Source organism: Lysinibacillus sp. NPDC097195, assembly GCF_044762075.1.
Classification (GTDB): Bacteria; Bacillota; Bacilli; order Bacillales_A; family Planococcaceae; genus Lysinibacillus.
This window is the reverse complement of record NZ_JBIWDP010000001.1, coordinates 2,614,566-2,630,580: the sequence shown is the minus strand read 5'-3', so window position 1 is coordinate 2,630,580 and position 16,015 is coordinate 2,614,566. Positions and strand designations below refer to the sequence as shown.

At 38.4% G+C, this 16,015-nt stretch carries 14 protein-coding genes; 12 read left to right on the top strand and 2 right to left on the bottom strand.

The window, feature by feature from the left end:
- Positions 1-147: 147 nt before the first annotated feature.
- The 9 genes from ACIQXI_RS13430 to ACIQXI_RS13390 all read left to right on the top strand — a co-directional run bounded on the left by ACIQXI_RS13430 (position 148) and on the right by ACIQXI_RS13390 (position 9,864).
- Positions 148-1,320: a DUF4097 family beta strand repeat-containing protein gene (locus ACIQXI_RS13430; protein WP_402925570.1), complete on the top strand. Its 1,173-nt coding sequence runs from the start codon at positions 148-150 to the stop codon at positions 1,318-1,320.
- A 312-nt stretch (positions 1,321-1,632) separates the two neighbouring features.
- A complete protein-coding gene (gene ftsE / locus ACIQXI_RS13425; protein WP_401009845.1) occupies positions 1,633-2,319 on the top strand; it encodes a cell division ATP-binding protein FtsE in 687 nt (228 codons plus the stop codon).
- Positions 2,309-3,193, top strand: a complete 885-nt coding sequence (ftsX, locus tag ACIQXI_RS13420; protein WP_402925567.1) for a permease-like cell division protein FtsX — start codon at positions 2,309-2,311, stop codon at positions 3,191-3,193. The genes ftsE and ftsX overlap by 11 nt, the downstream gene beginning before the upstream one ends.
- Before the next feature lie 67 nt (positions 3,194-3,260).
- Complete coding sequence (locus ACIQXI_RS13415) at positions 3,261-4,556, top strand: murein hydrolase activator EnvC family protein (protein WP_402925565.1); 1,296 nt, start codon at positions 3,261-3,263, stop codon at positions 4,554-4,556.
- 821 nt (positions 4,557-5,377) lie between these two features.
- Entirely contained in the window at positions 5,378-5,998 is a 621-nt protein-coding gene (locus ACIQXI_RS13410; protein WP_402925562.1) for a hypothetical protein, read from the top strand.
- Positions 5,995-6,582 (top strand): peroxiredoxin family protein, encoded by a 588-nt coding sequence (locus ACIQXI_RS13405; protein WP_402925560.1) that lies wholly within the window; start codon positions 5,995-5,997, stop codon positions 6,580-6,582. The genes ACIQXI_RS13410 and ACIQXI_RS13405 overlap by 4 nt, the downstream gene beginning before the upstream one ends.
- A 293-nt stretch (positions 6,583-6,875) precedes the next feature.
- A complete protein-coding gene (locus ACIQXI_RS13400) occupies positions 6,876-8,318 on the top strand; it encodes a S41 family peptidase (RefSeq protein ID WP_402925557.1) in 1,443 nt (480 codons plus the stop codon).
- Positions 8,319-8,419: 101 nt separating this feature from the next.
- The gene (locus tag ACIQXI_RS13395) at positions 8,420-9,625 is read left to right on the top strand and encodes a PDZ domain-containing protein (RefSeq protein WP_402925554.1); all 1,206 of its coding nucleotides are present in this window, start codon (positions 8,420-8,422) and stop codon (positions 9,623-9,625) included.
- Positions 9,625-9,864, top strand: coding sequence for a DUF2198 family protein (locus ACIQXI_RS13390; protein ID WP_402925779.1), 240 nt, complete (start codon positions 9,625-9,627; stop codon positions 9,862-9,864). The genes ACIQXI_RS13395 and ACIQXI_RS13390 overlap by 1 nt, the downstream gene beginning before the upstream one ends.
- A 161-nt stretch (positions 9,865-10,025) precedes the next feature.
- Here ACIQXI_RS13390 and ACIQXI_RS13385 read toward each other — a convergent pair whose 3' ends face one another.
- On the bottom strand, positions 10,026-10,352 hold the full coding sequence (locus tag ACIQXI_RS13385) for an AzlD domain-containing protein (RefSeq protein WP_402925551.1): 327 nt from the start codon (positions 10,350-10,352) through the stop codon (positions 10,026-10,028).
- Positions 10,349-11,080, bottom strand: a complete 732-nt coding sequence (locus ACIQXI_RS13380; protein WP_402925548.1) for an AzlC family ABC transporter permease — start codon at positions 11,078-11,080, stop codon at positions 10,349-10,351. Before ACIQXI_RS13380 ends, ACIQXI_RS13385 begins: the two co-directional genes overlap by 4 nt.
- A gap of 124 nt (positions 11,081-11,204) precedes the next feature.
- On the opposite strand from ACIQXI_RS13380, the gene ACIQXI_RS13375 reads away from it, so the two are divergent.
- From ACIQXI_RS13375 to addB, 3 genes are all read left to right on the top strand, one after another.
- Positions 11,205-11,756 carry a helix-turn-helix domain-containing protein gene (locus tag ACIQXI_RS13375; protein WP_402925545.1) on the top strand — a complete coding sequence of 184 codons (552 nt, stop codon included), beginning with the start codon at positions 11,205-11,207 and terminating at the stop codon, positions 11,754-11,756.
- An 11-nt stretch (positions 11,757-11,767) separates the two neighbouring features.
- A complete protein-coding gene (locus ACIQXI_RS13370) occupies positions 11,768-12,391 on the top strand; it encodes a TVP38/TMEM64 family protein (protein WP_402925542.1) in 624 nt (207 codons plus the stop codon).
- Between the two features lie 113 nt (positions 12,392-12,504).
- Complete coding sequence (addB, locus tag ACIQXI_RS13365; RefSeq protein ID WP_402925534.1) at positions 12,505-16,014, top strand: helicase-exonuclease AddAB subunit AddB; 3,510 nt, start codon at positions 12,505-12,507, stop codon at positions 16,012-16,014.
- Position 16,015 lies beyond the last annotated feature (1 nt).

Genomic DNA, 16,015 nt, shown 5'->3' with positions numbered 1-16,015 from the left:
ACATGAGGCTGTTGCTTTCCTAGGAAATTTTGCAGGTTTTTTTTGATGAATTATAAGATTGTCAATACTTTTTTAGCTTTGCAGTGAAACTTTTCACATATGGAGACGTATAAATAAATATAACAATCTGTGGGAGGCTATATAATTATGCAAAATGAACGTCAACGAATTTTAGAACTTGTGGAAAAAGGTACTATTTCAGCGCAAGAGGCGATTACATTATTAGAAGCATTAGAGCAACCTAGCAAGTCCACGCAACCTAATATGGATGATATGTCGAAGACAGGTGAGCAATCCTCAACAGAAAAAGAATTTATTTTTGAAGAAGAGCCAAAGAAAAAAGATGGTGATTTCACGAAGTATTTCCAAGATGAAATCCATGATTTCCGTAAAGATTTATCGCAAATCGGTTCACTTTTTATGGATATGATGAACACAGCAGTAAAAAAAGTTAAAGAATTTGATGTTTCTTCGCCATTTGGTGATAAATTTGAATTTACACATACAGAAGAACTGGCAGCAGAGCATATAGAGAATGTCATTGTCGAACTACCGAATGGTAATTTTTCTTTAGAGCCATGTGAAGGTGATACATTCCACATTATTTGTAAGGTGAAAGCACCGCTTGTCAATGATAGCGAGGAAGAGACACGTAATCATTTCTTGGAGCAATTTGTTGTGAAAAGTGAAGAAGACTCTCTAAGAATTTTAAGTCAATTAAAGCTTGTGCAAGTAAATGTTCAAGTGCTAGCACCAAAGGAAAAGCTAAACAAATTATCGGTTCGTTTAATGAACGGTGGAGCAACTTTGCAAGATATAGAGCTGGAGCAATTAAAGTTGAAAACATTGAATGGCGCAATTAAGGGCACGAAGCTAGTCTTTGCGAAGGCGGAAGTCGATTCAACGAATGGCTCTATCGAATTAATGGACGTTCGAGGTAAAGATTTAGAAGCTGAGACATTAAATGGTCGCGTCTACTTAGATGGTGCATTAGATGAAGTAGAAGCAAAATCAGTGAATGGACATGTTGTCGTGACGACATGTTCAAGTAACTCATCGAAAATTAAAGCACATACTGTGGCTGGTGCTGTAGAAATATATGTCCCACGCACAATATCTTTAAGCGGTAAAATTGTTACGAATTTTGGTAAAGTAGATGTCGGTATTCAAGATGCTTCAAAAATTGACACGCAAGATCAATTTTTAACGAAAGTAGTGCGTTTTGATAAAGAAGTTGAAAATGCCAACCGCTTGTTTATTGAAGGTGAGTCGAAAACGGGGGCAGTTTTAGTCCGGTATACAACGACTGAAGAACAATAAATAGTATAGATCAAAGAGTTAGATTGACTGCCATCAATCTAACTCTTTTTTATTTTGGGATTGTTGTTCTAATTTCTTTTCATCGCCATTATTTAAGGATAGTAACAGTAATCGCTAGTACTTTCCATCGATTCCTGTTTCTATTTGTTGGTATTTACAATATTTTTAAAAAATATTCCAACAAACGATATTTTTATAGAAAATAATGTCAACGAATGAAATAAAACTGTAATAAAAAAACATAGATTGAGTGCTATAATAGAAAAAGGAATACATCTTACATATTTAAGAGGTTTAGGTGGTTTTAAAAAAATGATAGAAATGAAAAATGTGACAAAGAAGTACCCGAATGGTGTAGTTGCGACAAACGGCATTTCGGTTAATATAAAACAAGGTGAATTTGTCTATGTTGTTGGTCCAAGTGGTGCAGGTAAATCGACATTTATTAAGTTAATGTACCGTGAGGAAAAAGCAACGTCAGGTGAAATTACTGTTAATGGTATTAATTTAGGTGGTTTAAAAAATAAAAAAGTACCTTTCTTGCGCCGTCAATTAGGTGTTGTTTTCCAGGATTTCAAATTATTACCAAGATTAAATGTCTATGAAAATGTGGCATTTGCTCTAGAGGTTATTGAAGAGGAGCCTGTCGAAATACGCCGTCGCGTAATGGAGGTTTTAGACCTTGTTGGCTTAAAGCACAAGGCAAGAATGTTCCCAAATGAACTATCTGGTGGCGAACAGCAACGTGTCTCTATTGCACGTTCTATAGTCAACGTACCAAAAGTGGTTATTGCAGATGAACCAACAGGGAACCTAGATCCCGAAACATCATGGGAGATTATGAATTTATTTGAGGAAATTAATGCACGAGGTACAACAATTGTTATGGCAACTCACAACCGTGAAATTGTAAATACCATTCGTCGTCGCGTAATTGCGATTGAGGGCGGTATGATTGTTCGTGATGAACACGGAGGTGACTACGGCTATGAAATTTAATACAGTAAAACGACACTTTCGAGAAAGTTTTAAATCACTAGGCCGTAATAGTTGGATGACCATTGCGTCTGTCAGCGCGGTTACAGTGACATTGATATTAGTAGGTGTATTCTCATTAATTATGATGAACTTAAATAAAGTAGCATCAGATTTAGAGAACGATGTAGAAATAAAAGTTTTAATCGATGAAACAGCAGATCAAGCTGCTGAAAAAGCGCTACTTGCGAAAATAAAAAAATTGCCTGATGTTGCCGAAATGACTTATTCCACAAAGGAAGAAGAATTAACAAAGTTAGTAAAAGACTTTGGGGATGATTTTAAGCTTTTCGAGCAAAGCAACCCATTACGAAATGTTATTTATGTGAAAGCGACAGATCCACAACAAACGGCGAAAGTGGCCAAAACAATTGATAAGTATGACTATACTTACGATGTGAAGTACGGAGAAGGCAAGGTAGAAAAACTTTTCAACTTCTTAAATATTAGTCGTAATGTAGGTGTTGTGCTAATTTTAGGACTGTTATTCACAGCTATTTTCTTAATTTCTAATACGATTCGTATTACGATTATTGCACGTCGCGATGAAATAGAAATTATGAAACTAGTAGGGGCAACGAATGCGTTTGTGCGAATTCCATTCGTTTTAGAGGGTATGTGGCTCGGCGTTTTAGGCTCTATCATTCCGATTGCAGTCATCGCAACACTTTACCACAATGTCTATCGAATTATTGCGCCTCGTTTACAAGGGGAGTTAGTTCAGCTTCTTGATTTTTCACCACTAGTTTATCAAGTAAGCGGTTTGTTATTGCTTATTGGTGTGCTAATTGGGGTTTGGGGAAGCTTCATGTCTGTGCGTAAGTTTTTAAAAGTGTAAGTAATGACAAGAGTCGTAAATACATTTAAAGCAATGGAAATTAAATAAGCGAAGGGGAGTTCAACAGATGAAAAGTATTGCAAAAAACACGATGAAAACATTTGCAGCTACAACTGCATTACTACTTCTTATCCAAACTCCAACAGCGTTTGCAACTAGTTTATCGGATTTAAAAGAAGAGAAAAAACAAGTAGAAACAAAGAAAAATCAATTGAATTCTTCGATTAGTAGTAAAGAAGAAGCGATTAGTGAGAATAAAGAAAAACAACAAAAATTATTAGATCAAATTCAAGCGTTAAATGCTGAAATCGATAAAACAAATAGTAATATTAAAAATGTTCTAGCAGAAATTCAAGCGACTAATGCTGAAATCAAAGCATTAGAAGGTACGATCGATGAGTTAATGCGTAAAATAGAAGAGCGTGATTTATTATTACAAGATCGCGCACGTGCTATTCAAGCAGGTGGCTCAGTTAGTTATTTAGATGTACTTCTAGGTTCTAATAGCTTCGTAGATTTTATCGACCGCTTCTCTGCTGTTAATGCTTTGCTTGAAGCGGATCGCCAAATTATTCGCGATCAAAAGCAGGACAAGCAAACTTTAGAAGAGCAAAAACAAGTTTTAGAAAGCAAGCGCCAAAAGCTTGAAGAGCAAAAAGCGAAGCTAGAACGTTTAAAAGCATCATTAGATGGACAGAAAAAAGAAAAAAATACATTAGTTGATCAGTTAGAAAAAGAACAAGCGAAACTGAAGTCTGAAAAAGTATTACTTGAAAAAGAATATTCAGAGGCTCTTGAAATTAGTGATGAATTACAACAGCAAATCATTTCTGAGCAAAATCGTTTAGCTGAAATTGCTCGTCAGCAAGAGGCAAAACGTAAAGCTGCCGCAGCCGCAGCCGCTGCTGCTGGGAACTCAAATTCTGGCTCTACGGTTAACGCTCCAGCTTCGGACGGTACTTGGATTAAGCCGACAAATGGTCGTTTAACTTCGCCATATGGTTGGCGTAATCTTGGGGCAGGTCCTGAATTCCATTATGGAGTTGATTTGGCCAATAAAACAGGGACACCGATTTGGGCAGCAGCTGACGGTGTTGTCTCTTATGCCGCACCATTAAGTTCTTACGGAAATGTGGTCATTTTAACACATTCTATTGATGGACAAATTTATACGACGGTTTATGCACATTTAAGTGCGTTCAATGTAAGTGTAGGCGATGAAGTAAGCCAAGGACAGCAAATTGCAGCAATGGGTAGCACGGGTCGTTCTACTGGTCCTCACTTACACTTTGAAATACATATCGGCTCTTGGCGAGGACAAGCAGTTGGTAGTGTGAATCCACTAAAATATATTCCATTATAAATATAATGAAAAAGAGTGTCTCCCTTACGAGACCATTCTTGAGATAGCAGACAAAATACTTCAGAGGATATCACCTCTTGCGGTATTTTGTCTTTTTTCTTGGGCATACATTCCTTGTTTTTTATAAATATGTTTTTTGGGGAGTGTAGAATAACTAAGAATAACAAGTATCTCTTTAATTGTGGTAAAATCTGAATAAATGACAGATATAGGGATTTTCTAGTTTTAGTAAAATAACTATGGGGGTGATGAATAAATGAGCAGGTTGAAGGAATTTTTAACTAATATTTTTTATAAATTTGAACATTTATATCAAAAAATTTCACTCGTCTCGATATTATTATTCACTGATATTATACTCATTATGGGTGATTTTACATTTCTGTTCGTTCTTCCTGAAATAGCGCCTATGATTTTCACGATAATTATTTTTATGTATTTTTGGAAAAAGTATAAAGAACATAATAAATTTAAATTAATCATTCGATTTATTAATTCCTTAGTTTTTTATAATTTTACATTTGTATGGGTTTATCCTTATCCTGAAAAGTCTCCAATGGATTTGATAGAAAAGAGTTAATAGTTTGAGCCGTCTCCCAAAGTGAGGCGGTTTTTTTGTAGCAACGAAGAGAAAAAATAAAGAAATATTGCACTATCTAGAGGGGGAAAGAGCAAATGCGCATGAATCGTTTTGCATGCTAAATTAAGTATTTATAACATGAGTTTTTAGTAGTTTTTTTGAACACAATGTGAAAAGGCAGTTTTCGTAAAAGTAACTATGCTATGCTAAACATATCTAAATCAGTGGAGGATTTGTGAAGGTGATTAATAGTGAATGGTTTTCAATTCGTGCGTTAACTTTACCAGCAACAGCAATCGCTTTAATAGCGTCATTTATCATTGTCTGGCTTATTTTACGAATACAATTTCCCAAAATATGGTCGGGGGTATATGGCGATGCCATTTTTACTTTTATACTTGTTTGGAAATTTAGTCTTATTATTACTGATTTTCAGGCTGTCATGGCACAACCACTATCGCTTCTATACTTTAATGGTGGGACGATTGGTGTGTTGTTAGGGACGGCAGCTATACTATTGCAGCTTTGGTGGAAGCGACAACAACTACCATTCGATATTGTAGGCGTAACGGCAAGTGGCTGGGCAATTATGTTAACGCAATCTATCTATCAATGGTTCGTGGTATTATTAAATGACAATCCACTACATAGCGAAGTTATTACGTTATTAGTGCTAAGCGTGCTAACAATCCTCATACTATGGAAAGTAACAGCAACTAATATGGCGTTATTAATATATACAGCTGGCTATATAATCGTAGCTATTTTACAGCCATACGGCTTTTGGCAACCGGCTGTTGGAGTAAGTATCCTACTACTTATATTAGGTTTAGGAATTCAACGAATGGGAGGAAAAGTATGAAGAAAAATATTGGGTTACTAATAGTTGTTCTGCTTATAGCTGCGATGATTGGTACATATGTTAAACAGCAAATTGATAAAGAACGTGAGATCGATACTGCCTTGCTTGGTAAAGAAGTAGAAGAACGGACGGTTGGATTAAATAATGGAGATATACCACCAGATTTCACATTAATGAATTTGGAAGGTAAAGAAATGTCCTTAAGTGAGCTTCGCGGAAAAAAAGTTGTGCTAAATTTCTGGGCAACATGGTGTCCACCGTGTAAAGCTGAAATGCCCCATATGCAAAATTATTACGAACAATATGCGAAAGAGGACAATGTTGAAATTTTAGCGGTCAATTTAACGACCGAAGAACGAGATGTAACGGCTGATGCAAAAATCGATACAGTGATGACATTTAGAGATGCCTTTGAACTGACATTCCCTATTTTACTTGATACAGAAAATGAAGCTGGATCGGATTATCAAATTATAACAATTCCGACTACCTTTTTTATTGACTCAACCGGCACGATTCAGCACTCGATAGAAGGTCCGATGAATTTAGAGATGCTAAAAAGCAAAATAAAAGCATTAGATTAAAATGCAGATTAAAGTGCCAGGCACTCGAACAATTCTGAATATTTTCGGAGACGCATTTAAAATAACCATACAAAAAATCCACGAGACTTCTGGGGCTTAACACTACCCGTAGAAGAGGCCGTGGATTTTTTTGTGCTGTTGGAGTGCCAGGCACCCAAACAATTCTGAAATTTTTACGCAAGTAGGAAGTGTTCCTCAAAGTGCCAGGCACCGAAACAATTCTGAAAACAAAACATTATGTTGTATGTTTGAAAATAAAAATTCATACAGTAAAGAGACAGAGGAGGGAAGGTTTGCGCAAAATTACGGCAGGAGTCGGCGTACTTGTCAGCAGTTTATTGATAGGTAGTGGATTTTACTTTGACTGGTTTGATGGGGCAGAGAAAAAAGTGCAAGTTACAGAAGTTGATTCGATTAATGAAGCATTACAATTAATCGAAAAGAAGTCGGTGTATAGTACGAAAAAAGAAGAATTAGTAGAAGGGGCATTACGCGGTATGGCAGATGCCATTAAAGACCCGTATAGTACCTATTACACGAAGGAAGAGGCTGAGCAACATCGACAAATGCTTGCTGAAGAAAGAGTTGGCATCGGTATTGAACTGACAGAAAATAACGGCAAATTTATTGTTGTATCGCCTGTGCGTTCATCCCCAGCCGAAAAAGCAGGTATGCGCTCTCTCGATGAAATTGTACAAGTTGATGGCGTCAAAGTGAATGGGAAAACAATGAGTGAACTGATGCATTTAATCCAAGGAGAAAAAGGGACAAAGCTGACAATCGTTGTTTATCGTCCAAGTGAAGATAAACATATTAAAATGACAATGGAACGTGCCGCAATTTCCAATAAGACGGTAACGAGTGAAGTAGTGAAAGTTGAAGATACTGAGCTAGGGTACATTGAAATTTCGTTGTTTGGTGAAAAGACAGCGAATGAGTGGGTTGCAGAAACAAGTAAATTACTACGAAAAGATGTAGAAGGTTTAGTAGTGGATGTTCGTGATAATCCTGGAGGCTATTTACATAGCGTCGCAGCGCTCCTAAGTACAGTGTTAGATGACGGTAAAGTATTTGCCTATATGCAAAACGGAGAAGGTGCTATGGAACCGTTAAAAACGGAAACGAAAGGCTTTGATGAAAAATATTTGGCAACGATGAACAAAATTCCGATTGTAGTGATTCAAAATGGTGGTAGTGCATCAGCTAGTGAAGTACTTGGTGGGGCGTTAAAAAGCTGGAATCGAGCTTCCATTGTCGGCGTTAAAAGTTTCGGTAAAGGAACAGTACAAGAATCATGGGCGCTCGCAAATGGCGGTGAATTGAAGCTGTCGACAAATAAATGGCTAACACCAAAACGTGAATGGATTCACGGAAAAGGCATTGAAGCTAATTTAATGATTGAACAAAATGAGTTATTCGCCTTTCAATTACATCCATTAACAGGGCAATTCAAAGTAGGAAATATGAGCGAGGAAATTGCTTATACACAAAAAGCATTACAAAAGCTTGGGTATCAAATCGACCGCTTAGATGGATATCTAGATGAGACCACGGAAGAAGCTGTAAAGCTTTATCGTAAACAAAAAGAATTGCCGCAGCCCGAAAATGAAGTCTATGTTGATGCTACGTTTTTCAATAGTTTAAATGGAACTTTGAAGGCTTACAAAGAAGATCGTCAAAATGACTTGCAATTCCAAATGGCAACAAGCTTCCTTTTACACAATATTGAGCAATAGAGATAGTAAATCTAGTAAAAAATGATGGGAAATACAAAGCTTTCTACCAGTTACTACTACGCAAGACCGTAGCCGTTTGATACAATGAATGCATAGTATTCATGAAAGAAACGGCGGGTGTTCGTATGGTTAGTAATATATTAATAGAAATTGTAACAGCGATTGGCCGCTTTTTACTTAACCCAGTAGTTTATATTGCAATAGTAGTTGCTACCTTTTTAGGGTATAGTCGCGTAAAGCAAGAGCGAAAATTTTTTAACAGACGTATTATTTGGGGCTGGACAGAGCTGCTAGGACAATGGAAGCGTGGCTGGCCGTATGCATTAGTCATTTCCCTAATAAGTGTAGGTGTTGGGCTAACCGTACCAAAAGCATTCTTACTAATACTTATTGCAATCTCTTTACTTGGCCTTTTGTTGTTTTTCATCAATGTATTGTCACCTATTTACACGATGGCAATTGCAACATTCGCATTGTGGGCAATGTATCAGTACAACTGGTCATTCTCTTGGTGGAAGCTTTCACTGGAAGGTATCGATTTATTAGAAGGCGCTATTGTGACGATTACGATACTAACAGGCCTTTGTGTGATAGCAGAAGGTTTACTTATTCGTCGTACTGCAAAACAAGTGATAACGCCTGGTATTGAAAATACGAAACGTGGTATGCAAGCGATTGTCTATCGCACACGAAATGTATGGGTATTACCTATCTTCTTTATTATTCCGGGTAATATCATCCCATCCTCATTGCCATATTGGCCGCAATTTACTTTAGGGGATCATCATTTTGCAGTCGTGTTATTTCCGGTAGTTATTGGATTTTCAAAATTGTTGAGAAAAGAATTACCGGTTGTGCAGTTGCCGAAAATAGGACGCTCTGTCTTATTGTTAGGACAGCTGATTTTAATCGGTGGACTGGCATCATTTTTGCAACCGATTGTTGGCTTTCTAACGTTGGCAGTTGGGGTAGTGATTCGCATCATTATTTCACTTTATTATGCATTGCAAGATAAAACAGAGTCTTATGCGGTTGCACCGACAACAAAAGGCGCGATGATTGCGGCGGTACTTCCCGATTCGCCAGCAGAAAAAATGGGCTTACTTGCAGGGGAATGTATTCGTAAAGTAAACGGACACACGATTACGACCGAAGTTGAATTATATGAAGCATTACAATTAAATGCTGCACATTGTCGTTTAGAGGTGTTGGATCGTAATAACGAATTACGTCTGACGCAGCATGTTATTTACAGCAATGACCATTATCGAATTGGTCTATTGTTGGCGGAGCCGAGGGAATTATGATCGACCTCTATGGGAAATTGATGTTAGCGTTATTTTTCCCAGCAGTACTCGTGTTATTGTTTACTCGTATTACGTATAGCCGTTATGTGGGATTAGCATTAGCTATTGCGCTAATAGCCGCTTCCGTCTATGCCGGTTATACGTCCCCACCTATTATTTTTGTTGTGGATGCTTTTTCATTAACGCTAGGCTTTTGGCTAGCGAGCAAGTGGCAAAAAAATAAGGAGGGCTATCATTAAGGCCCTCCATTCCATTACCAAGAGCTGTAATGGATTCATAAAATCCCTTTGTTCTTGTGTGGGCACTGCGTAAGACGAAACTTTCCTGCTTTTGGATAGTTTCAACTCACGTTTCGTGCTTAAACCACAAGTGACTAAGCGGATTTTTTTATACCTTTTATTTACATAAAGAATCTAACGACAGCCATAATGATAACACCTGCTACTACTGTAATCGACAAGCTTTTTGTCACAAGGGCAATGATGAGTGTGGGCACAAATGTAACGAAGATAGGCCAATCCAATGTTACATAACTTTTGCTTTCTGTATCCAATAAATTTTCGATAACAAGGGCACTAAGGATGCAAACTGGAATAAAGCTTAACCATTTCAACACGACATCAGGTAGTGTCACACTGCGCACAAACATAAACGGTATAATTCGGGGCAACCAAGTCACGAGTGCACACCCGATAATGAGCCAGACCATAGAAGCTGTTGTTGTCATTTATCTGTCACCACCCCAATTGTCGCTACAATCACAGTTGCAAGCAGTACGGCTAAATGTGAAGGTACGATATAAGATAGGCCATACATAATGACAACCATATAACCAATTAGCATTAAGTAATGCATAATTTTATTTTTACCAACGCTACTCAGCTGAAGTACTAGGAGCGCAACAAACATGGCAATTAAAGCAAAGTCTAAGCCCCACTTTTCAGGGTTTGCTACCCATTGCCCTAAAAATGCACCTGCGACACAGGATAAAATCCAAAATGAGTAGGCCGTTATATTGAGTCCGTCCATCCATCTTCCATGTAATTTGCCATTTTGCATTTGCTTGGTTACAGCTACACCAAATGTTTCGTCCGTTAATAAAGTACCGAATCCAACATTGCGTAACATGGAATAGCGCGTAAAATGGGGCGCTAATGTTAAACTCATTAATAAATGACGTAGATTTACGACAAAAATGGTTACAATGATAGCAGAGGCAGGGCTACTCGTTAGCAAAAGTGCACAAAAAATAAATTGTGCAGAACCGGCGTAAACAAGTATTGTCAGTAATGCGATTTCAACTACAGATAGACCAGAAGCGGAACCTACAACACCAAATGCCAGTCCTATACTAATGTAACCGAGTAATGTAGGGACGCAATCTTTAATGCCTTGTAAAAAGCTGTCTTCTGTCGAGGTTGTTGATTCATTATGAAGATCTGTTGTGCTCGTCATAAATAGGTCACCCTTTCGAAAAAATTTCCATGTATACTTATAATGGAATAGTTTGAACATTCTCATATGTTTATTAAAGTATACATATGTCTGATAAAATAAACAATAGGAAATGGTGAGTCAGATGGAACAAATGAGTCGAAATTTAGCATTCCAATTAAAAAAAATACGGCAGCACCGTAGTTTAAGTTTAGATGATGTGGCAAAAGTATCAGGTGTTAGTAAAGCACAGCTTGCTCAAATTGAAAAGGGAGAAGCGAATCCAACTGTTTCAACTATTTGGAAAATAGCAGCTGGTTTGCGCATTTCATTTTCTTCTCTTTTGCAGCCACCAATTGCCCATTATATGAAGTTTAGTAGTAAAAATGCGCCGCACGTCGATGAAGATGACGGTCGCTATCGCGTTTATTCAATTATTCCTTACGATCCTGAACGAGGGTGGGAATTTTATAAAGTGGAGATGGAGCCCGGAGCGAAAAGTAGGAGTGAAGCGCATACGGAAGGGGTAGAAGAAACTGTCACAGTTATTCATGGACAAGCAGTTATTACTGCCGGTGTTATGCATGAAACATTGAGCGAAGGCGAAACATTGGTATTTTCGGGACATCAAGCACATGAGTATGAAAATACTTCACAAGAACTAACCATTTTACATGTAATCTTGCAATATAAATAGAGGTGGCAATAGTGAAAGAATTGTTTACTGTAGAAAATATCGAGTATGTTGCGGCACAATATCGAACACTGGGTCCCTTAATGGGAGTGCTCTTACCTTTTTTAGAGGCATTTTTACCTTTTTTACCGTTAGTCGTATTTGTTGTGGCAAATGCGAGTGCTTTTGGATTATGGATAGGCTTTTTATTATCTTGGTTAGGTTCAGTAGCTGGCTCCTATGCAGTGTTTTTGCTAGTAAGACATTTCGGCAAGCATCCGAAGCTACAATTTGTGACGGGCAGTAAAAGGGTGCAAAAACTTATAAAATGGGTTGATATGAATGGTATTAGCCCGTTATTTGTATTACTTTGTTTTCCTTTTACGCCTTCTGTAATTGTTAACATCGTTGCAGGTTTCTCCCATATTCATAAAAAATACTACTTAACGGTATTATTAGCAGGGAAATTCGTGATGATTTTTGGTATGAGTGTTTTAGGCTATGATTTAAAATCGCTGCTAACAAGTCCAGTACGGCTTATTAGTGCCGGTGTTGCCGTTGTTTTATTATGGTGGATTGGCAAGCTCATGGAGAAGCGACTAAATGCCCGTGTGGAAAGAGATTTGAAACGTGTGCGAAAAATGACGAAAAATGAATAATCTTCTAGGCTGAATATGCACATGCAGTCCCTTGTATCATGTAAAATGGTAGGAGGGTCTTTTTTATTTTTTAGTAGTAGATGAACTTTTTGAACGAATAGGGGGAAGTATGAATGACATTACGAATTGTATCAGGACGTGCGGGTACTGGAAAATCCGCATTTATTCATAGAGAGATAGTCGAACAATTAAATACAGATCCATTAGGTCACCCTATTTATATCATTGTCCCTGACCAAATGTCCTATTCCACAGAATATGAACTGACAAATAGACATGGCTTACACGGGCTTATACGTGCGCAAGTGATGACCTTTAAACGTTTAGCTTGGCTTGTGCTACAAGAAACAGGTGGTATTGCTCGACAAGAAGTAAACGGTTATGGGTATCGGATGCTTATTCGCAAATTACTAGAGGAACAAAAAAAAGATTTCTCGCTATTTCGACAAGCAGCCGGTAAACGAGGATTTACAGAAGAAATTGAATCGCTATTGCGCGAATTTAGTCGTTATAGTGTTAACAGTGCTGTATTAGGAGAGGTGACAGCATCTTTAAAGGCAATTGACGCACCGCATACATTGCAGGCTAAAACAAATGATTTACACGTCGTTTTACAAGCTTTAGAAGAACGACTTGGCACGACATATGTTGATAGTGAAGGGTACTATCCGATTTTAACCGAGCAGTTGAAATTTTCGGAGACGATGAAGCAGGCAACAATTTATATCGATGGCTTTACGGCCTTTACTGTAAGAGAATTAGAGCTTGTGCAAGAATTGCTAAAGGTGTCAAAGCAAGTAACCGTAGTGCTGCCATTTGACCATCTGGATGAAGCAAATGACGAACAAGCGTTATTTAATGAAGCAGCCACAACAAATCAGCGATTATATGATATCGCGCGGGACAATGGCATCGACATTGATGCACCGTTGCATTTTGTCAAAACACATCGATTCCAGTCTGAAGATATACGGCATATAGAAGCATCCTTTGAGCAATTAGTGCCGCAAACGGAAAAATCAACAGGGAATGTCCATGTCTTTGAAGCTTCGAATAGGCGAGCTGAAATTCATGCCATTGCCCGGGAAATAACAAGGCTGACAAGGCAAGAAGGCTATCGTTATCAAGATATAGTATTGCTCTATAGACAAGCAGATGTTTACGATCCGCTAATTTCAACAATTTTCCAACAATACGACATTCCAATTTTTGTGAACTCGAAAAAAACGATGCTTCACCATCCATTAATTGAGTTTAGTCGCTCTGCATTGGAAGTAGTCACTTCAAATTGGAAATATGAGCCGCTTTTCAGAAGTGTAAAAACGGATTTATTTTTCCCATTACGTGCTGAGCATAGTGTTTGGCGTGAGCGTGCAGACCGTTTAGAAAATTACTGTTTAGCACAAGGCATTTACGGAGAGCGTTGGTTTGAAGAAGCTCGCTGGTTTTACAAAAAATATCGTGGGCTTGAATTCCATTCCCGTGTACAAACAGATGAAGAACGTGCGATGCAGACAGAAATCGAGGCTATTCGTGATGAAATTCGCACACCATTAAAAACACTGCAAGATAAGCTTATGCTAGCGACAACTGGTAGAGATGTGGCGACCGCATTATTTGAGCTAGTAGAGGAAGTGCAAGTGTATGACAAGCTACAAGTGATGAAAGATCGTGAACTTGATAGAGGTGAGGCACTAGCGGCAAGTGAACATGATCAAGCGTGGAACGAATGGGTGGCAGTACTTGATCAGTTTGTTTATATGTTTGGTGAGCAAGAAATGACTGTTGAGGAAGCGGCAAAAATTTTAGATGAAGGTTTTGATACGCTAGAATTCTCTCGTATTCCGCCAACATTAGATGAGGTTATGGTGGCAACAGTTGATTTAGCCCGTTTATCGCATATGAAAGTTGCCTTTGTGCTTGGCATGAATGATGGCGTTTATCCTACCCGCATGGATTACGAAGGATTACTGTCTGATGCAGAGCGAGAATGGTTTACGCACATTGGCTATGAATTAGCACCGACATCTAAAAATCGATTATTGCAGGAAAACTTTTTATTTTATCGTGCCATTACTACACCGTCAGACAAGCTATATCTGACCTATCCGACGGCAGACGAGGAAGGGAAGGCATTAATCGCTTCTTTATATATTAAAAAAGTTATAGGTAATGATAAAACGGCAGGACTTTTAAGCGGAGTGAACGTTGAGCGTGTCGTCATGGATCCAATTGAATTGCTCGATGATAATGTGCTGCCTTATATACGTCATCCTCGTACAGCATTAGCACATTTAATGCTGCAGCTACGACAAGCAGAGCACAGTCGAGAACTTGCTCCTGAGTGGCTTGCCGTACGAAAATATTACGAACATGATCCATATTGGTCATTGATTTTGCGTCGTCTGATGCATCCGATTACGCATAAAAATGAAGCAGAACCGCTAGAAGGCTATATTACTCAAGAATTATATGGACGCAAGCTAACATCAAGTGTATCCCGTGTTGAAAAATACTTCCGTTGTCCATTTTCGCATTTCACGACGTATGGACTGCGTTTAGAAGAACGAGCGGAATACCGTTTAGAAACGTTTGCAATGGGTGATTTATTCCATGAGGCGTTGAAATGGATTACGGAAGAGACGCATCGCTTACAACTGTCTTGGATTCGTTTGACAAAGCAACAAATTCAACAACTTGCCCGACAGGCTGTAGAACAAATTGTGCCGGTATTCTCGCATCAAATTTTACTGTCAAGTGCACGTTATCGTTATATTCAACGCAAGCTAATTCGTATCGTCGAACGCACGATGATGGCACTGACACAGCATGCTAATGTGTCGCACTTTAAACCGATTGCTATTGAGGCATCGTTCGGACCAGGGCAACACGAACAGCTGCCGCCATTAGAAATTGATTTACACGGTGGCAAAAAAATGTATATGCGAGGACGTATTGACCGTGTAGATAGTGCGTCAATTGATGATCGCTCGTATTTACGAATAGTCGATTATAAATCATCCGCTCGTGATTTAGATTTGAATGAAGTTTATCATGGTCTATCATTGCAAGTGCTAACGTACTTAGATGTAGCAATGGAAAATGCATCTTATTGGCTCCCTAGTGAGGCAGAACCTGCGGGTGTGCTGTATGTTCACGTTCATAATCCAATGTTAAAGCTTGATAAAGACTTGAGCGATAGTGAAATTGAAGAAGATCGTTTAAAGCAATTTAAAATGAAGGGGCTTTTAACCGAAAATCCAGAGGCAATTTACTCGATGGACGAGCAGTTGGAAGAAGCGAGCGGCCACTCACAAATCATTCCTGTCTATATGAAAAAGGATGGTACACCATCAGAATCTCAATCACGTATCGTGCCTGTGAATGATATGAAAAATCTGCAGCATTTTGTGCGCCGGAAACATCAAGAAGCAGGCAATGGCATTTTAGCAGGGGACACAGCGATTAGTCCTTATAAACTAAAATCCAAAACAGCTTGTGATTATTGTCAATTTGCAGCAGTATGTCAATTTGATCCATCCGATGGTAAACAAAGCTATCGCCAGCTACCGCAAGCAAAACCGGTAGAGGTTGTCGAAAAAATTCGGAAGGAGATGAACTAAC